The organism is Variovorax sp. P4_B11 (assembly GCF_056402355.1).
Map to the genome: position 1 here is coordinate 1 of NZ_JBFUHO010000058.1, position 18,598 is coordinate 18,598.

16 protein-coding genes and 2 pseudogenes are annotated in these 18,598 nt (G+C 63.6%); 5 read left to right on the forward strand and 13 right to left on the reverse strand.

The window, feature by feature from the left end; translation table 11 throughout:
- Window positions 1-242 precede the first annotated feature (242 nt).
- Window positions 243-827: pseudogene (istA, locus tag AC1DYD_RS32755) on the reverse strand (IS21 family transposase); the annotation flags it as partial.
- 55 nt (window positions 828-882) lie between these two features.
- A complete protein-coding gene (locus tag AC1DYD_RS32760) occupies window positions 883-2,061 on the reverse strand; it encodes an SNF2 helicase-associated domain-containing protein (RefSeq protein ID WP_478176911.1) in 1,179 nt (392 codons plus the stop codon).
- Between the two features lie 120 nt (window positions 2,062-2,181).
- Between AC1DYD_RS32760 and AC1DYD_RS32765 the strand changes: the two genes are divergently transcribed.
- Window positions 2,182-2,412: a hypothetical protein gene (locus tag AC1DYD_RS32765; protein WP_478176912.1), complete on the forward strand. Its 231-nt coding sequence runs from the start codon at window positions 2,182-2,184 to the stop codon at window positions 2,410-2,412.
- Between the two features lie 467 nt (window positions 2,413-2,879).
- On the opposite strand, the gene AC1DYD_RS32770 is transcribed toward AC1DYD_RS32765, so the two are convergent.
- The 8 genes and pseudogenes from AC1DYD_RS32770 to AC1DYD_RS32805 form a co-directional block, all read right to left on the reverse strand.
- Window positions 2,880-3,557, reverse strand: a complete 678-nt coding sequence (locus tag AC1DYD_RS32770; protein WP_478176913.1) for a VapC50 family PIN domain-containing toxin — start codon at window positions 3,555-3,557, stop codon at window positions 2,880-2,882.
- 38 nt (window positions 3,558-3,595) lie between these two features.
- Window positions 3,596-4,207 (reverse strand): helix-turn-helix domain-containing protein, encoded by a 612-nt coding sequence (locus AC1DYD_RS32775; RefSeq protein WP_478176914.1) that lies wholly within the window; start codon window positions 4,205-4,207, stop codon window positions 3,596-3,598.
- A gap of 82 nt (window positions 4,208-4,289) precedes the next feature.
- Window positions 4,290-4,670 carry an H-NS family nucleoid-associated regulatory protein gene (locus AC1DYD_RS32780; protein ID WP_478176915.1) on the reverse strand — a complete coding sequence of 127 codons (381 nt, stop codon included), beginning with the start codon at window positions 4,668-4,670 and terminating at the stop codon, window positions 4,290-4,292.
- A gap of 117 nt (window positions 4,671-4,787) precedes the next feature.
- The gene (locus AC1DYD_RS32785; RefSeq protein ID WP_478176916.1) at window positions 4,788-5,879 is read right to left on the reverse strand and encodes an ArdC family protein; all 1,092 of its coding nucleotides are present in this window, start codon (window positions 5,877-5,879) and stop codon (window positions 4,788-4,790) included.
- 437 nt (window positions 5,880-6,316) lie between these two features.
- The gene (locus AC1DYD_RS32790; protein ID WP_478176917.1) at window positions 6,317-6,685 is read right to left on the reverse strand and encodes a DUF2958 domain-containing protein; all 369 of its coding nucleotides are present in this window, start codon (window positions 6,683-6,685) and stop codon (window positions 6,317-6,319) included.
- A gap of 293 nt (window positions 6,686-6,978) precedes the next feature.
- A pseudogene (radC, locus tag AC1DYD_RS32795) lies at window positions 6,979-7,410 on the reverse strand (RadC family protein); the annotation flags it as partial.
- 971 nt (window positions 7,411-8,381) lie between these two features.
- Entirely contained in the window at window positions 8,382-9,929 is a 1,548-nt protein-coding gene (locus AC1DYD_RS32800) for a DDE-type integrase/transposase/recombinase (RefSeq protein WP_478176918.1), read from the reverse strand.
- Window positions 9,930-9,961: 32 nt separating this feature from the next.
- A complete protein-coding gene (locus tag AC1DYD_RS32805) occupies window positions 9,962-10,951 on the reverse strand; it encodes an RES family NAD+ phosphorylase (RefSeq protein WP_478176919.1) in 990 nt (329 codons plus the stop codon).
- Window positions 10,952-12,325: 1,374 nt separating this feature from the next.
- Between AC1DYD_RS32805 and AC1DYD_RS32810 the strand changes: the two genes are divergently transcribed.
- Window positions 12,326-13,081, forward strand: a complete 756-nt coding sequence (locus tag AC1DYD_RS32810; protein ID WP_478176920.1) for a hypothetical protein — start codon at window positions 12,326-12,328, stop codon at window positions 13,079-13,081.
- Between the two features lie 31 nt (window positions 13,082-13,112).
- Here AC1DYD_RS32810 and AC1DYD_RS32815 read toward each other — a convergent pair whose 3' ends face one another.
- Both AC1DYD_RS32815 and AC1DYD_RS32820 read right to left on the reverse strand, forming a co-directional pair.
- On the reverse strand, window positions 13,113-13,367 hold the full coding sequence (locus AC1DYD_RS32815; RefSeq protein WP_478176921.1) for a hypothetical protein: 255 nt from the start codon (window positions 13,365-13,367) through the stop codon (window positions 13,113-13,115).
- 29 nt (window positions 13,368-13,396) lie between these two features.
- On the reverse strand, window positions 13,397-13,627 hold the full coding sequence (locus AC1DYD_RS32820; RefSeq protein WP_478176922.1) for a hypothetical protein: 231 nt from the start codon (window positions 13,625-13,627) through the stop codon (window positions 13,397-13,399).
- Between the two features lie 444 nt (window positions 13,628-14,071).
- On the opposite strand from AC1DYD_RS32820, the gene relB reads away from it, so the two are divergent.
- The gene (gene relB / locus AC1DYD_RS32825; protein ID WP_478176923.1) at window positions 14,072-14,383 is read left to right on the forward strand and encodes a type II toxin-antitoxin system RelB family antitoxin; all 312 of its coding nucleotides are present in this window, start codon (window positions 14,072-14,074) and stop codon (window positions 14,381-14,383) included.
- Window positions 14,380-14,676 carry a type II toxin-antitoxin system RelE/ParE family toxin gene (locus AC1DYD_RS32830; RefSeq protein WP_478176924.1) on the forward strand — a complete coding sequence of 99 codons (297 nt, stop codon included), beginning with the start codon at window positions 14,380-14,382 and terminating at the stop codon, window positions 14,674-14,676. Before relB ends, AC1DYD_RS32830 begins: the two co-directional genes overlap by 4 nt.
- A 581-nt stretch (window positions 14,677-15,257) precedes the next feature.
- On the opposite strand, the gene AC1DYD_RS32835 is transcribed toward AC1DYD_RS32830, so the two are convergent.
- Window positions 15,258-16,598 (reverse strand): replication initiation protein, encoded by a 1,341-nt coding sequence (locus AC1DYD_RS32835; RefSeq protein WP_478176925.1) that lies wholly within the window; start codon window positions 16,596-16,598, stop codon window positions 15,258-15,260.
- Window positions 16,599-17,270: 672 nt separating this feature from the next.
- Between AC1DYD_RS32835 and AC1DYD_RS32840 the strand changes: the two genes are divergently transcribed.
- Window positions 17,271-18,587 (forward strand): AAA family ATPase, encoded by a 1,317-nt coding sequence (locus AC1DYD_RS32840; RefSeq protein ID WP_478176926.1) that lies wholly within the window; start codon window positions 17,271-17,273, stop codon window positions 18,585-18,587.
- The last annotated feature ends 11 nt before the right edge of the window (window positions 18,588-18,598 follow it).

Consider the following 18,598-nt stretch of genomic DNA (forward strand, 5'->3'; position numbering starts at 1 on the left):
GTGCTCGATATAGGCCCCGGCGGCGTTGGCCCGAATGCGATCAACGGTGGCCGGCCGAACGAAATAGCGCTCCAACATGACAACCTCCAATCTATGGTGGGAAGGGAGATTGATCGTCGCTCTCAGGGCCTCGCCTTATGTGCCTATCCTCAACGAAACTGCAAGGCTTGGCGCGGCGCTCAGGCCGGTTGGGCACATAACGCACCTGGGCACAAAACTATGATTTTGTTCCCGGGAACAAAATCGTAGATGCCCCGGCGCGCGATGCCGCCCAGCGCAGCGAACGAGCGGGTGTGGGCGTCGAACAGCATTTCGTGGCCCTGGCTCGGGTAGGCCACCAACCAGAACGCGCGGCTCGCGCACAGCTTCAGGTGCGAGACCTGCATGCGCCAGTAGATCCCGCCCACCACCAGCCCTTCCTCGCTCCAATCGAATTGGAACGCCTCACCAAGTTCGAATGCCAGCGGCACGAACGCCTTGGTCGCCGCACCTTGGCCCTCGCCCTGGCGCCAGGCCCGGATGAAGTCGGTGAGGCGGCTGTATCCGCCTTGATAGCCCTGTGCCTTGATCTCGGCGTGCAGCGCCCGGGCGGTTCGCCGCTCGTGCTTGGGGCGCCGGGCATCGACGCGCAGAGACTGGATCAACGCTTCATGGAAGGCACTCAGCTTGCCCGATGCCGCCTCCCGACGATAACGAGGCTCGACGTCCGCCGGCGCCTTGACCCACTTCTTCACGGTGTTGCGCGACAGGCCCGTGCGCCTCGCAATGTCGCTGAACGAAAGATGGTCGCGGAAGTGCATCCGCTTGACCTTGCCAATCATGTCCATGGTGATCACCTGTTCGCCCTGCTGAAATATTCAGCAGGGCAGTTGAGCACCCTGGTCAAATTTGAATCGGCAGACCCGGGTTCAGGTGATCAATTTTCGGTCGGCGCCAACAGCCGTCGACTTCGGCCGAGCGTTGCACCTTCTTCCAGTGGGCCAGCACAGCGTCGAGCCTTTCGCGGTCGACCTCGACCCAGCGTCCCTTGAGCCGGACCAGGCCGTCGCCGGCCGCGGCCAATTGCCTCCACTCCTCGTCGGAGACCGGTTCGCCGTCGAGCGTGAGTTCGACGTTGAAGTCGAGCATCGTGTCCAGGCCGAGGCCCGAAGCCTGCCGACCCAGGTTCACCCGAACCTGCGGGCGCGGTGGGTGACGCGGCTTCCACCAGTCCGGGATCCTCACGATCAGGCCGCTGGCTTCGAACACGGGCACGTTGCGCAAAAACTGGTAAGCGTCGGCTGCCGTCCAGGCCTGTGGATGAAAGACCTTCCCTGCATCGACCAGTGCCTTCAGCCATGGGCTCTGCTCGGCCGCCTTGTGCACCGGCAAGAGCAGCTTCAGCAATCCGGCGCGATCCCGAGCTTCGGAGGAGCTCTGCAGCGCTCGTCCCAGAGGCACGTGCTGGATGCGAGCGTCCTTCGACACGTGACTCGCGCAGGTGGCGAGAAAGGCGAACGGTGCCTGCTGGTTGCCCTTGTTCTCTGCCAAGTGGAAACACACCCGCCCGACGAGGTTCCAGGTTGGGTGTTTGCCTTGCAGCCACGCAYTCACATCGCCACCGGTGGCGGCGATGTCCTCGCGCACGGCCGCATGCAGGTCTACCCACCAAGCTTCGAGCACCGCGCCGTCGAGATATTCCGCGCCCCTCATGGGGGGCGCCGCGGCGGCCAGTTCTTCCAGCTCTGCGCTTGGAGCCGGCATCTCGACCCTTGCCCAGTCTTCGGCCAAAGTGGCGACGGCAGTCAGCCGTGCCATGAACAGATGTGCGAACTCGCGGCCGAAGGCCAGCGCAGGTGCCAGCGCGCCACCCAATTCCATCGCGCCCAACTGAAGCAGGCCATGCGCAGCGTTGCGCTCGAAGGCATTTCGGATGCGCGTGGCTGCGACCGATGTCGGAGCGTCGGTATCGCCATGCGCGACTTCAAGATAGGCCTTGCCGGCAGGCGAAATGGCAAGGTCAAGGACTACGCCAGCAGGGTCAGCCGCAGGGGCAGGTGTAGTGAAATCGAGATCAGCCATGGCAGGATTTTCGCGCGCAAACCGATCAGTCAGCGCCCACCGACGCACGAATCAGGAACAGCACCAATGAGGTGAATGACGCGCAGGGTTAGGCTGGAACGGCGATTGCAGGAGACAAGAATGCTCACAACAAGCCAAACAGCCAACATCCTCGCCAAGGCAGGCATCATCGCTCCAGCCTTCCCCGCCCGCCGGCTCCCCGTCCAGGAACGCGACCTGCACGAAGGCGCAAGAAATCCGCAGCAAGAGCTCGGTGCCGACGCCGAGGAAGCGCAACAACTGGACATGCTGCGCCGAGCGGGCGACCGACCGGCCACGCCCAAACGATCCCAAGGTGACGGGACGCCGTGACGGCGCATCGGGCGATCCAATCCGCCCAATACCCCGGACATCCGGACGATCGGTACATCGTCGTGCGCGCCGGCTCTGGCGCGCCACGCACCCAACTCTGCATCCGAGGAGCGGCGAGCGTTGGTCGCTGGCGCGAACCTGCAGAAGTCCGACCCCGGCGCAGCGGGGGGACGCCCAAGGCATCGAAGCACTGGCCACGCACTCCATCGAGCTGCACAGTACCACCCATGCGCGGCCCCGCCAGGTGATGCTGGCGGGAAGCGCGAGGTTGTGGATTGTCATGGGCAGGACTCCTGGCCGGTCTGCGCCGGAACACGGCTCGCTGCGAAGCGCTGGCGTCGGCGCCGGCACCGGCGGAATCGAGCGCCCGCGCACTCACAGGGCCGCAACGCTGTGGAGGACGCCGCCGGCCACACCTTCGTCGGCACGCACAGTGGTGGCGACCCAGCCAGCCACCAGCTAGGCCTTCACCGCTTTCGGCTGGCAGGCTTCTTGTTCTTCGGCTTCGGAACGCTCTTCCCGGTGACGTAGTACAACGTGCCATCCCTTGCCGCTGCGGGGCACTCGACCGACCAACGGGTCGCGAGCGCCTGCGCCAGACCGTGGCAACCGTTCTTCATGAGGACAGCGACGTATTCCTCACGGGTGAGCTTCGGGGCCTTGAGTTTCCTGCGGCAGCCTTCCACCACCTTCGCCACGATGTCCGGCGCTTGTGCGTGCAGGCCATCGAGGTAGGCCGACATGGCGTAGCAGACAACCTGCGTGTCCTTGAAGGCGTGCTGAGGAAAATCCTTGACGTTCCTTGTGACGAGGGCGACCGGCTGACCCGGCCAATCAACGAGCGAGAGCTTGTAGGCAGCTGCGGCGACGTGGCGATCCTTGGCGTCCACAGGCTCGAATCGGCCGATGTGCTTCGCGTAGCCGGCGACTTCCCAGCCTTCGACGGCCGCTCGCATGCCCTCCAGACAATCCAGGATGTCCTGGCGGTCTGCATTCTGCTTGGCGATCACGTTGCGCGTCCATTCCGCCTCAATCTCCCGCGTCCAATGGACATTCAACACTTCCGCCTCGTGCAGGTGCATGAACAGGTCGCGCATCCGAGGTGCGAAGAACACGTTCGCATCGACCAGAACGATGCGGGGCAAGACGGGCGCCGCGCTCGATGTCTTCCGGTTGGGCACGTTCAGCGCTTTGCGCGGCGCGGCACACCCGCCAGTTCGTCGTTGTACAGGCCCATGCGCTGGCTGGCCTGAGCCATGGCGTCGAGGCCCTTGGCCTGCCGCGCCTTGCTGTCGGCCTTGTAGGCCAGCACTGCGACCTTCGATACGCGCCGGTGGCCGCCGGAGGTGCGGCTGACGTCGCCGAGCGCCCCGGCATCCAGCAGGGTGTTGAGGTGGGTGCGGGAAACGTGAAGGAGTCTGGCGGCGGCCTCGCTGGTCAGTTGTTCGTCGTCATCCTCGGCGGCTATCTCGTTGGGCGCTTCGGCGGGACTGTCGATGAAAGCCTGCACGTCCGCTGCGGCCAGGAGGTGCATCAGCATGGCTCGGCGCTTGCGTGCGGTGGCCTGGTTCTTGAGCAGGCCTTGGGTGAACTCCTTTTCGAGGAAACCGGGAAGCACGTCCCGAACGACCTGGCCAATGGCATCGGAATTAGCCTGGCGCCTTGTCCGGGCGACGATGGCCTCGGTCACCTGGGCTGCCAGCGACTGCGCGACGTTCTCCAGGGCGAAGTGAAGGCCGCTGGCCAACTGCTGCTGGGTCAGCGCCGCAGGGGTCGAACGGGCGAGGGTGGGCATGGCGGATCTCCTTTGAACCAAGAGTGTAGGAAAATTCGTTAAATTCGTCAAATTCGAAAACACGGGCGCCCCACCGCGTCGGTCAGGCGGCAGTGCGGCTGGCTTCGCCGCCAGATGCTCTTGTCGCAATGCCGGACCTTTGCGCCAGTAAGGCCATCGCTGAGACGCTGCGCGCGTGCGAGAAGCATGCCCGATGCCGCGCGGCGCGCCAGTCCGGCTTGTTCGATGTTGCGGAGGCGACGGATGCGGGCTCAGCGCCGATTGCGAAGCTCGCCAGCGTCCGGCCGGCTGCGCTCGCGTTTCGCAACCAAGCGGGCCTCGGTCCGCGGCCGCCCCACTGGTTGCCCGACCCAGCGTTGAACTTCGCGATGGCGCCCTTGGCTTCGAGCGCCAGTTGCTTCTGTGCGAAGGCCTGGAGTGTCGCGATCTCGCGTGCCAATTGGGCGTAGGTCATGGCGGTCATGGTCATGGTCGCGGAAAGTTGGGTGAAAAGGCTGGAGTCAAAGTGGTCCTCGCAGGCCGATCGAACAGCGCCGAGAACAATTGGAAAGTGGCCGAACCTGCGACCACCGCCCGAGATTCATTCCTCCGTTGGCGGGATCTGTGACCCATCAAGCGCCGGCATCTCTCTGGCCAAGATGTACTCGAAGGCTTCGCCAGCATGCCGCGCGGCCGTGAAGATCGCCGTGCGATCGTTGCGCAGGACCTGCAGCCACGAGTCCAGGTAGGCCGCGTGCCCTTCGATGGTCGCCTCCACCAGCCCGATATGCCCCAGCACGAAGGCGCAGCCTAGCTCAGCCACCAGCTCCTCGAATGCATAGGCCGCATCGCCGAAGCGTTTGCCGAATTCACGAGAGAGGCGATCCGGATGGCCGGTCCAGTGCACGAGCTCGTGAAGTGCCGTTGCGCAATACGCCTCGGGGCTGGTGAATCGGTCGACATCGGGCATCAGGATCCGGTCGGCCCGCGGCGCATAGGCTGCCCGCTCGTAGCCGTGCCGGATGTCGGCCTTGCAGCCGCCGATGAAGCGCATCGCGCCTTCGATCGGCGAGCGATCGGCCCAGTCCTTGGGAGGGATGGCATCGGCGAATACCTCCGGTGGCAAGCCATCGATCTGCGCGACGTTGAAAACCCAGAACGGCATGCACAGCAGGAAGCTTCCCTCGCCTGCGCCCGCTTCGCCGCCCTCCTCATGTTCGCGGCCTGAAGTGCTTTGCGGATCGTCGGCCTCATCCGGCGATGCCCTGCCCACCTTGCGCTCGAAGTGCGCGCACAGGACCGCCCGCTCACCCTTGCGGACCTGCGCGCCGAGGCTGGCGGCCTGCTTGTAGGTCAGCCACACGTTGGACGCATAGCCCTGCTCGATGGCTGCATCCCACAGCAGCAGCACATTGGCGCCGTGGTACGGTGCACCCGTCTTCCCATTGCGCGGCATGCCGCGCGAGGCGGCCCGGGTCCAGCGCTCGCGGAACACGTTGCCTCCCTGCTCGAGCATCGCGATGATCCGGTCGGTGACGGACTGCCGGACATCCAGGCGGGCGCCGCCGCGCGGCGTTGCGTCCCTGTCCTTCAAGACATTTGCTTTTGGTGAGTCCTCGGGGGGTACGGGGGGAACGCCCGTGGCTGCTTGGCTGTCGGGCTTGCGCTGACGGGAGGATTGAAGTGCACGCATGGCTGGGCCTTTCTGCGGTGTGTGCCGCGGTGGTTGAAAATCTGCTTTCGGAGCCGCCTCGACGCATGAAGAGCGAGCGCAGAGGGCCGCTGTCCAGGGACCGCCCGGAGGCCGCAGCTGAGCGAAGCGATGACCGGGCGAGGACGGTGGCGCAGCCCGAAGCCCTGCACAGCGGACCGCGCGAGCTATGCGTCGATCAAGAGGTGGCGCTGAAATCAGATGCGCCGCGACACGCACTGAGCACCAGGTGGGCACGCTCCCGCCTGCGCCTTGGCCGCAGGCCGCACCGCCCTCCTCTGCAACGCAGAGGCTCGAATCGATCGATTCCCTGCGATGTGCTTCCGTGCGAAGCTCGGCCGACTGCGGTCTGCGCGCGCAGCGCGCCACGAAAGGTCAAGTCAAAAAGAGATGCCGCCGGCGAGGCCGGCGGCGGGCTCTCAGGCCTGGATGCGCCCGGCCATGCGGGCCTCCTTCGCATAGGCACTCAGGCGCTGCGTGGCCCGGAAGTGCAAGTCTTGCTCGATCGGCAGCTTCAGCATGCCGCGCACCTCCGAAAGCTCAACAAGGCTGACTCGACCTATTTCGGGAAAGCCCATTCCAAGATCAGCGAGACCGAAGGCAATCTCCGGCGCGTCGGGATCGATCTCGGTCAGCAGCCACGTCGCACCGGCATCCGGCGTGAAGAGCTTGACCACGGGCAGCGGGTCGAAGTCCTCGTCCCTTTCCTGGCACGCCAGTGCCAAGCGGCCATTCGTCAGAAGCAGCTCGAATTGCTCGTCGGTGATAAAGGGAAAGTTGGAAGCCATGTCGTTCTCCTTGAACGGTAGAGGGCGGATTGCCCGTGACCGTCCACGGCACGCCGCGCGCAGCGGTCAAGGTTCGAAGACGGCCGCAGGCCGCCAGCGCCGCAGGCGCGCAGACCTTGACGGCGAGCACGGCGTGGCATCCTCAAGGAAACAGCAAGCACCCCTCAGCTCCCTGTGCCCCGCCCCGCCTTTCCCCAGCCAATACTCCCGCCGCCAGCGCGGCGGGCACGCCGAATGTCTCGAACGAAGCGCGCTGGTCACAAGCAATGAAAAAGGGGCCTGGGCCCCGCGCGTCACAGAAGGCCACATTCCGCGAATGAAAGCGTCTTCGCGCCGGCGACGATGATGTGGTCGACCACCCTCACGTCCATCATCGCAAGCGCAGTGCCCAGGGTCTTCGTCAACAGCTCGTCCGCGTGCGAAGGTTGAACGCTTCCGCTCGGGTGATTGTGAGCCAGGACCACAGCCGCGGCGTCATGGTGCAATGCCCGCTTCATCACCTCGCGCGGGTAGACGCTGGTCTGCGTCAACGTCCCGCGGAACAGTTCCTCGAACGCAATGAGCGCATGCTGTGCGTCGAGGTAGAGCACCGCGAAGCTCTCATGCGGCTGTCCCGCGAAGTGCAGCTTCAGGAAGTCGGACACGGCCCGTGGCGTATCGAACACCGACCGGCTCGTCAGTTCCTCGATCAAGAGTTCCTGCGCCAACGCCAGCCCCGTCACCAGTCGATGAAAACTCGGCAAGGACGACTGCCTGGCGAAGTAGGTCAGCTTCTGCAGCGATCGGCCGTTGGCCTCATAGAGCGCGTCGGCCTCGGCGCCGAAGAACGGACGCAGTGCGTCGACGATGCGTTGCTGCCGGACGGTCAGATCGGAAGATGCGGTCATGGCGAACTCCTGTGGAACGACACAGGCGAGATTGCCTGCGTGGCCCCCAGCCACCTCGCCGCAGCGCAGCGCTCAAGGCCGCCGACAGGCGCGCGGCACGCGCCGAGCACGCGAAGCGCGCGCAGGGCCTTGAACGCGAGAACGGTGAGGTAGCGTCAAGCCACACAGGCAAGCTCTCCCCACCCTCCGCAGACACCCCGGATGACTTCAGGCTTCCCTCCCCGCATCCCGCGTCAGGGATGCGCAGGGCTGGCGCGCCAGTCCCCGCAGGGGATGAGCGCGACGGCGCGAACCTGGAGCAGTCCGCCCGGCAACGCCGGGGACGCCCGTGTTGACGCCGACCTGTTCTTGGGCCCAGATGGCGACATTGAACTGCCCCCTTCCGTTACCTCGCAATCCCAGTGCCGCCAAGATTTTCAAAGCACGCCCCGGCTCAGAGAAACTGCGGCAGATGGGACGGTTCTTAACCGGCCGCAACCATGGGGTCTGCCGAGAACGGTCGCTAGCTATATGCGGGCGAAATATGAAGTGTCGTGATTTGGCCAGCGACAATTATCTTGAGCGGCGTGTTGCCTCACGAAGGAATGTTACCCGGCGGCTGGTTGTCGTTTGGTCTTCTTTTTCAATTCTTTAGTAGAAGGCTGTGGGCATGTGGGCGAAGGCTGCGGCGGTGGGCAACGCAGCCGCGTAGCGGCGCGTTGTCCACGGTCGCAGCCGGTGCGCCGCAGGCGCATCGTCCACATGTCCATGGCCTGCCGGGCGCGAAGCGCCCGGCCCCCCTCGGCATCGCGTAAGGTGGTCGACTGCGTTCAGACTTCGGCCGGCACTGCATCAGCCTTGCGCAGACCGCCCAGGACCATTTCGGTGACGCGCGCGCTGCGCCAGGCCTTCACCCGGCGCTGCAGTGTCCGCAGCTGCGCCTTACCGTCGTAAATCTCTGGAACCATCGCGACCAGACGAGCCATCAAGGCCTTGGCCGCTATCGAGGGCTCCGCGATGAGCCACCCTTCAATGACTGGCCACGCGTCGGCGAATGGGTCGGTCCGAGTCCTCCACCAGTGTTTGGCCTTGGGCTGCTTGCGATGCGTCGGACGTACTTCGCCTTCCGTCCAGGCTGACGACAAGCTTTGAAGGAACGTTGCAACATCGGCTGCACTTCTCGACTTCACTTCAGTCGGCACGCCGTGGGCCGCGATCTCGCTCAACGTCTGTTGTGCGCTGCGGATTTCCTGCAGCAGCCGCACCGGGTCGAGTCGTTTGAATTGCGCCGTCAGCTTCTCCTTGATCGCCGGCTCGACGCCGCTGTGGGCAACAAGCCGTTCACATGGCGTCGCCGGCGCGAAGTACACCTTGTGCACGCGAGCGCCGTCGCGCGTCTTGGATTTCAGCTTGAATGAGGGTTGGAAGAAGTTGATGTACAGCCGCGACGACTCGTACAGCCGCGCCAGGGCCTTCGTAGCTTCGCGACCGCTCAGGCGGCCATAGCCGACCAGCCGTCGAACGACCGCGCCGTTCTTCTGCTCCACCCAGGCCTGGTCGTTCTTCTTGTAGGGCCGTGAGCGCGTCTGCTCAAGCCCGCGCCCCTTGCAATAGTCGAATACCGCCTGGCTCATGAAGGTGCTGTCGTTGTCCGAGTCGATGCCGAGCATCGCGAACGGCAGATCGGCCGCCACCTTTTCGAAGGCTTCGATCACCAGCATCTGGTCGCGCACCCTCATCGCCACGCATTCCGTCCAACCGCTGGCGATGTCGGTCAGCGTCAAGGTGTGAACGTAGTCACCGTCCGTCTTCGGACCGCCGCAGTGTTCGACCATGTCGATCTCGAAGAAGCCTGGCGCCGGGTCGCGCCAGTCTGCAAACGTGCGTACCGGAATGCTGCGCCTGATGGCCGCGCCTACGCCAGTGCGGCGCCTGCGCTTCCCGTCGATATGCGAACGCGCATCGGCCAGCACGCGATCGATGGTCGCTGCGCTGACCTGCAAGACCTTGGTCCTGACGACCGGGTCCAAGTCGAGGTGGCCATGGCGTTCCATCGCATCGACCAACATCGGGATCAACGCCTTCAGGCGTTTGCCGCAGACCCGATCGGCGGCCTCCCACAGCACCGTCAGCGCTTGCCGCACCGCCTCGTCATACAGACGATTGCGTGCCCGCGCTTCCTTCGTGCTGGCCTCTTCTCGCAACACCCGGATGGCGTGTTTGCGGTGGTAGCCGGTCAAGGCCACGAACTCATCCAGGATCTTCGCCTTCTCCACCGGTGGCGCGCTGCTGTAGCGCGCTCGCAATGCTTCAACCAACTCCTTGCGTGTTGCCATGCTGATTCGCCTCGTCACGTAGTGCTGCTCCCGTCGGACCATCCGACGGGTAGCAAGTTACGTGAGGCAACAGGTCAGTTCGGGTAGCAATTCCGACGAGTCAATGCGCCGCTCAAAGTAGTTGACGCCGGGCAGTGATTGCAGCCAACGCGCCCTGCACGTCCATCAGAGGAACGAAAGATGAAGCCGCGAGCTTGTGCTTCGCGCGATCGAACACAACGACCGCGTTCTGGGATGCCGTCGACGTCCGCGGGATGGGCGTGCAATGCCTTTGCCCAGGCCTGGGGAATGTCGTAGGGAAAGACCGTCGAGATTTCGCTGGAATCCACAGTCGTCTTGAGATTCGCACCGGTGAGGTCGGCAAGCCGTAGTTGTCCCGTCCCGCTGAAGCGCACAACGTAGCGAGACGCTAGCTCCGCAACCGCGACCTTGAACACGCCCTTCACTGGCATCAGGTCATGGAGGACGGTTTCCGCGATCGCGCATTCGAGACTGAACCCCATGTAGCACGTTCCGAAGCGCTTGGACTTCGTCCTGAACGGGTCATCGAAGCGCTTTGATGCGGTGTTTCCGTGAAATGGTTCGCCGGTCGTGTAGAACGAAATGCGAAACAGCCTTGCGACGTCCACATCGATCGTCGGCAAGGGCTGGTTTTTGAGCGATGGGGGCGGCCTCTTGAGGACACTCATCCCTGAACGAAGCCTTCTGCCGCGGCCAACACTTGGGCGTCCTGACCCGCATTCAGCGCTTCCAACGGCGTCTTCCCTCCCAGTGATTCTCTGCCTGTCAAGAAGAACTGCAATTTTGACGACCCCGGCAATGTCCCAAGGGCCTTGCTCACCTTCTCGATCTTCTTGACATCGTAGTGAGGGTCCACAAAAGAAGGCCGGGAAATACCGCTCACCGTCAACGTCCAGGAAGAACACGCGATGGGCTGCCTCGGCCTTGCTCAGGGCCTGCTTCGTGAACGCTCGCTCCTCAATGAACTGCGCGGAACCGATCAACGTGCCATCGTCCGCGAGCTTTCTCATATTGGCCCGCGCTTGAGCTCGCAACGCAGCCATGGATGTTGGCGACTTCGCACCAACCCGCGGCCTCGCTGCCCGCTTGGACGAGTCACCCGGCCTCGGCAAACGAGCCTCTGACGACAAGGCCAACATCCTTTCAGCAGCGCTAAGCTTCTGGCGTAGCCTCTCCATGAACTCCGAAAGGTCTTGGAGGGCGGGAGGTCTCTTAGGTGGCTTGCCTGGCTGCCCTGACTTCAGAAACGCGCCCGGATCGGCGATCACCTCATCCGCGAAAGCGGTGAGCACCTTCGCCGACTTCCAGACGGTCGTCAGCGGCGCGGAGGTGGGTGGCTTGCGCCTTACTCGGGCTGCGTTGGCAGCTGGGCGCATGGGTGTTCCTGGTGGAGAAAAGCATTGTAGACCGCACAGGAACCGAGTCAACCCAGTCAACCAAATCAACCTTTTCCAGCAATGGCCTACCGGCTCGCCTCCGCGCCATTCAAAATCATGCCGGCGCCGGCACGCACGTCACCTACCCAAGCGGCGAGCTGCAAGGGTGCTCGCAAGAGCTGCACCTACAGCGTCATCAAGGCAGTGAGCCGCCTTCGGTGAAGCGCGCAGTTGCCCGCTTCCCAAAAGAGGTTCAGCGCCCGCGCACGGACCGTACAGAACCGGTCAGACGGTACCGTCCTCGAAAGAAAGTCCTCGCGGTTCACACCGCGAGGACTAAATCCACCAAGAAGGGTGGAGGAGACAACCAATGCACCCGAACCGGGCGAATTCACCCAAGAACAAGGCTTGTCTGCATATAAGCAATCCTCGTGCCGCATATGACGCATGCCGACAAGGAAGCACTACATGCCGCCGATTGTTCGGCGCCTGGGCCCCGGTCGATGACGAGAGGCGAACACCCGTCAACGCCGGCCCGGCGCAATAGGACCGACTCCTGAAAGCGCAATGGACCAGGCAAGAACGCGCCGATCCAGCGGATCCATGCGCGTTTCAGAGCACGGGAAACGCCGACGCTCGAGGATCAATCGTCAGGCGTTCAGGTTCCGTTTCGCCTGCACGGTAGCCAACGCCGCAACACGACCGGCCGATACACTCGACGCATGGACAGTCTTTCGCCCTGAGCCGCTCGCCATCCTCCAATGCCCCATATGCGGGCACGGACCGGGAGGTCACGATGGCTGCCTGGCTGCGAATCCCGCGGACTACGGTCATTGACTGGCCGAGCTCACGACCCCAAGTCATGGGCGTGCTACCTTGACCCCATGATGCACGGATGAAGCGATGCAACTTGACATCTTCGAACACAGCCGCGAGGTGATGCTGAGGAACGACGCCGCGCATGCGCTCGAGCGGCGCGACGCGTCAGCCGCTCTGCAAGCTTGCGAACGCCTGGCCCAGGAACATCCGGCCGACGAGTCCTTGACAGCGCTGCGCGTTCTCTGCGGGTACATCGAGGCTGCCGAAGTCGGCCGACACGAGGCATTTCGCAATCACGCATCCTTGCGCGAGGCGCGACAGATGTTGCAGGAGACGATCCATGACGCTGCGCAGCGCACTTTCGGCGACCCGGCTGCCGCCGTCTGGCTCGCCGTGAGCTGGCAGGACATCGCACGCCGCGCCGGGTCGCTGGCCTTCGACGCCCGGGATCCGCAGGACCATGCGGCGCCGATGTGGCTGCACGCAGGCAACTGGGAGGCCGCCGCGCAGGCGGTCGCCACCATCGAATCGTGGCGACGGAAACCGGCGCCGCTCGCCTGGATGGCCGAGGCCCGTTTGCATCTGGTCGGCCTGCGGGCGACTTGGCCGCTGCTCGCGGAACTGGGGTGGCTGTCGCCAGCGCTGCTGGAAGACATCGCGCAACGCTCGCCCGACCCGCTCTTGCCGCAGTTGATACGCAGCTTCGAGGCGAAGTTCGACGCGACCTCCACGGGCGACGGCGAGATCAGCGACCTGAGCTGGTTTGCGGCCTGGGTGCTCATCGAGCGCCCCGGTCTTCGTGAGCAACTGGCGGTCGCGCAGGCCTCGCAGCACAGCGCGCCGGAGCAGGCGATGCGTCTCCTGGTGGAACTGCTCGGCCTGGAGCGGCAGGGTCGCCATGCTGACATCGTTGCCCGACGAAAGGTGCTGCGCGACCTTCAGCCCTCGCTGTACGCGGCGTACATGAAGAGTCGCTGACGACTGCGCCGGACGCCTGGACTCGGGGGAACTACCTGCGGCCGGCCCTGCTTTCTTCCGCGGCCGCCGCTGCTTGAGCGACACCCGCCGTCAGGGTCAGCCAGGTCTGGTAGTCGAACAGCAAGAGCTCCTTTCGGGATGTCGGCGCACGTGCGGTCGTGGCTTTGCGGCGGGCGGGCGCCGGCGCGGCCTTCGCTTTCCCGGAAAGGGGAAGTTCGAGATTCTTGTCACGATCTTTGGCCATGTCGAAAGGGTCGCAGTGACGCTGGCAGCGAATGGTAGCCATCGGCCCAGGGCCATGCCTCTGATGGGCCGTCAGGGCGAGTGGCCTACCTGCACGATCAAGACCAATGTCAGTGCGGCCAGCGCGAAGGTCATCAACACCGCAACGTTTTGCCTGAAGCGTCGTCGTACCGCCGATTCCTCGAGTCTGATCCTGCGCTCGAAGGCAGCGAGGGTTCCCGCATCGCTCGGCATCGCGGCGCCGTCCGAGGTTTCGGCGAACTCGCGACTGCTCTTGTCGGTAACGACATCGCTGCTACGCATGCCCGCAGTCTCCGTCATTCGCGCCTCGCCTGACGCAAGGAACCTCCTGCGTTCGTGAGATATGTGGCAGATACCCGGCCCACAGTTGCTTGCGCCGGCCCAATGCGAACCGAGCGATTCCGACTGTCCTCATCCGCCCTCCCCCCGGACTCCCACACGACGCCTTGGCGTCAGCCTCGGTTTTCCGCAGACGACTATGCGTCGACGCGTTCGACGAGTTGAAGTCTCGTGGCGACGCCACAGGTGTTGCGCGGCTGCGCCGCCCCGGGGCCTGCGGGTGGCGTCGTTGTATCCGATCGACGCGCGGTCACGGCGTGTGCTCAGCGAAGTGCGCGCCCTCGTATCTCCCATGGCCAGGCGATCCGCCGCGCCTATTGGCACGCAGGAGACACGTCATTCATTTGAATTACAATCGATGCGTCGCCCGCCTTCATGGAGAAACCTATGGCCACTGTCAACGCCTTGGTGCAAACGCGCATCGCCGCCAACGTCCGGGACCGCGCTGTCGAGGTTCTCGACGGTTTGGGCCTGACGGTCTCGGATGTTGTTCGCATCGTGCTGACACGCGTCGCGAATGAAGGTGCCCTCCCTGCGGGTTTGGTCGCCGACACGCAGGCACATGACGCCTGGTTTCGCGCCAAGGTGCAGCAAGCGCTGGATGACCCGCGTCCTGCCATCCCGCACGATGAGGTGGCAGAGCGCTTTGCCAAGCGTCGCGCGACGGCGCTGCGCAGGAGCGCCGAGGGCGGCGCGTGAGGATTGAATGGTCCCCTTTGGCGATCGAAGACCGGGACAGGATTTTCGACTACTACGACATTGATCAGGACAACCCCCGCGCCGCTGTGATGGTCGATGAACGGATCGCGCAGCAGATCGAAGTGTTGACCGATCACCCGGAGTTCGGGCGCCCCGGTCGCGTCAACGACACGAGAGAACTGGTCATCAGCAATACCCCGTACCTCGTCGCATATCGCATCCTCGGGGATGCGGTACGAATCCTTCGTGTGCTGCACGCGAGGCAGTTGTGGCCCGACGACATGCAGGACTGAAACCGACACCCAGTTCGAACGAGTTAAGCTGGGCCTAAGACATATCGCAAGTGAGTGGCCACACCATAAATCCGTCCATGCGATTGCCCCGCATTGCGCTCGAGCGACTTCACGCGTTGGACGCTACTGCGAGCCCAAGCAGTTGCTTGTCGGTGGGCTAAATCACGGCCAGGTGGGCATTTCGACGCAGCAGGTCCTCATGGAGCCCCTGGACCTATCGGGGCCGCCTGGACATGCCGATCATTGACGTCGGGGAGCTCAAGCCCCTGCCTGCCTGCCCCGACTGCGGTCAGTGCCTGGGCGCCGGCGCGCCTTCCGCCTTCACTGTATGCGACGGCGGGGCGGCTGACGACGGCCCGGTACGCTTGGTTCGCTCGCACTACCGGCAGCCGGGCCCGGTTTGCGTCTTCGGTCGCCGCCGCTTGCGCGCAACCCGCCGTTAGGTCGGCCACATCGACTTCGCCGATTCCAGCTCGAGCCCTTCCAACACGCCCTCGCTCAGGTGGTGGCATTCACCGCCAAGAGGTATCCGTCGACCCACAGCATCGGCGGCGGAGCAATTGATTCCGGTCGATGCCACGCTACGGAAGATTGAACACGCCCGGGGGCAGTGCTCCATCGAGACTGAAATCGAGCAGTTGCTCAGCGCTTGGCGCCTCGTACGGGGGACGTGTCGCCATCCATTTGAAGAAGGTGTACTTCGCAGACCGGGAGTCGGGTCCCATCTCCGCCCACGCTCGGGCGATCGCCGGCAGCATCTTCGGGACCTCTTCGGCTTCGAACTCTGCCCGAAGCGCGCTCTTCCTTCCGTCGTCCAAGGCGCGGTAGACGGCCTCGGCCTCCTTGGCAAGCGCGCGCACCCAGTCGGCGACCAGATCGTTCCTCGACTTCTTGATCGGTGGAGATGGCTTCTTTTCCTGAGGCAGGACCTCGTCGCCCTCCCCCTCTGGCGTGTCCGCAGGGCCCGTGTGGCCGAGCGCGGCGTGCGACGCGGCGTAGCCCTTCTTCAGCGCGTCGCGAAAGAATGCCGCCGGCGATTCGATCTTCGGCAGCGACGCGCTCCGCATGCGCTCCTCGACCAAGTCGGTCGTGCGACGCAGAAGGCCCTCGTCGTTCTGCATGTAGATTTGTCCGGCCTCCTGCTCTTTGAACCCGAATGCGCGGATGCGCGCCAGGAGATTGAGATCGAAGATGTTGCGCGGCTCGTTCACGCCGAGACTTCCCTGCGTCTTACGGCGGACCCGCAACTGCAGTTCTTCGACGCGCCGCCCGTGTCGATGCTCGATCAACTCGAGGCTGAACTCGTCCTGGATCTCTTCGACTTCCTTGAGCGCCGGGGTCAGGACGTCCCGCTTGAAGTACCGATACTCCATTTCGCGGTCGCCGCGGCCTGTCAACGCCGTAATCCACCATGCCACATCTTCTCGGTGTGACAGCCCTGCCGGTGATGTCAGATAGCGCAGGCCAATTTCTGCCAGCACGGCGCCGGCGAGCGATCTCACGTTCTCGTTGAGATCGACCATCATGCGCGTGTACTGTTTGGGATCGAGCACGAAGTCGCGAACGACGTCCGGGAAACTCCAGTGCAGCATCGTCGGCCGCGGGGCGCCCTGCTCCTTGATCTCGACCGTTCCGAGGATCTGTGAAGATGTCCAGTAATTCTGGCTGTGCTTGTCGGAGTTCCACTCGATCAGCGTCGTCTGCATCTCGCGGATGTAATCCTTGAAAAGCTCCAATCCGTTGCTGCCATAGTGGGCCGACGCAACGAGTTCACTCAAGGGCAGCGAAAAGGAACCTGTCTGGAGTGGCCGCCCCTTAGTCGCATCCCTGAGCCGCTGCAGGTGCTGCTGCTGGGCGTGATAGACCAGTGCCTGGTGGATCTTCCAGGTGACGAGCGTAATGCGGCCCTTCTTGGCACGCATCCCGACCATCTCGTTGGCCTTGCGAAACGGGCGTCGCTCTGCGGGAGACTTCTGCTTGGAAGGCGCCGGACTCGGGAGGACTTCCCACCCGTTCCTCGCAGCAGACGGGGCCGCGTCGGATTCTGCAACGGTGGGTGAATTTGGCATGCGAGGATTCTCGCGCAAACGTGCGGAGTAGACAACGGCGCTTCTCCACTTGCTTTCGGCTTTGTGATTTTTCCATTTTCACATTCGATGCCCTCGGCCTTGATTCTTTTTGAGGAAAACACTTGAGGCCATTGAAGACATTGGCGCTCCGAAAATTCGTTTGGTGCCAACAACTTAGAGGCGATTCGCGGAGATCGGACGGAGCATGACGTGAGGTCGCACGGAGAGTGACGTGAGGCGGGACGGAGGATCAGGCCGGCAAACGTGAGATCGAACGGAGGATGAGGTGAGGTTTCGCGGAGTTTTGCACCGCAATGGTGCAAAACATGGGTTGTTCGAGCGGGAAAAGGGGGGTCCATTGGCCCTCCGAAGCTTCGATACTCCGTCTAGCCTCACGTTGAAACAGACGCCATCCTCCGTTCAAGCTCACATTAGAAATTCGTGATTTAGAAGCTTTTTGCGGTTAGCGGCAAAAAGCTTAGACTCGGAGCATTCCACCGAATCACTGAATCACGAGGAGCCTGCATGGCAACTGTCGCACATCCCGAAGAGGCCGGCTACCTGGTCGCCACCCTCCCCCCTGCACTCGAGCGGATCAGCATGGCACAAATCTCCAGGCTGTCCAAGAAAGCAGGTGACATGATGGAAGTGTTGCGGGGCACGCTTCTCGCGCCCGGCAATGAAAAGACGGCGCCGCCTATCTCTTCGACGAGGCTGGCCGCATTGTGCGGGGTCGACAAAGCCCACTTGGCCTACAGAGTCACTCGTGGCGATCTCCCGGTCGGTCGCGTGACTGCGACTGGGGGCCTTCGGGAATTCAGCCTGACCGAGGCAAGGACCTGGGCGCGTGCGTACCGTGGCGATCGGATGAGGCCGCAAGGCCAGAAGGCAGTTACGCTCGCCAGCAGCAATTTCAAAGGTGGTTCCAACAAGACGACCACTGCCACGGTGCTCGCCCAGGGTCTCGCGCTTCGCGGCCACAAGGTCCTCGCCGTCGATTGCGATCCGCAGGGTTCGATGAGCACCCTGTTTGGCTTGCTTCCGGGCGCTGACATCGAATCGGACATGACGATTCTCGAGTTGATCAGCAATCGGGGGGAAGAGCCGGCCAGGAGGCAGCCTCAGTACGAGGATCTGCGCTACGCGGTGCGGGACACGTACTGGGACGGGCTGGATCTGATTGCTGCGGCCCCCCTGCTCTTTGACGCCGAATTTCTATTGCCGAGTCTGGTGAACAGCGACCGGTCGGCGCAGTTCTGGAACGTGTTGAACGAAGGGCTGGAGCCCCTGCGGGACCTGTACGACGTGATCGTGATCGACACGCCGCCAAGCTTGAGCTATGTCACTCTCAACGCCCTCTTCGCGGCCGACGGCCTGATCGTTCCGATTCCCCCGTCAGCACTGGACTATGCAAGCCTTTCGCAGTTTTGGGCGCTCTTTTCCGACCTGGGCTTGGACCTCGAGAAGCGAGCGACCACGCCGAAGCTCTTCGACTTCATTCACGTCTTGCTGACGCAAGTGGAGCCCGACAACGTCGATGCCGTCACGGCCGCGGTTCGACGCTGGGTGCAGTCGGTGTACGGTGAGTACCTCCTGCCAATCGAAATCCCCAAGACCTCGGCAACGAAGAGCAAGGCCGCAGACTTCGGGACTATTTATGACGTCGGACGCAACGAATTGAACGCACGGACCTACAAGCGGGCGCTCGATGCGTACGACAGGTTCGTCGAACTCATCGAGGCGTCCGTCGTCCAGACCTGGCGCAATCGAAGCGCTGATCTCAATGGAATCAAAACCACGGTCGCTGCAGGTGGCGACCAGGTAGCCACCCCGGCTGTGTGAAGGAGTGAGGA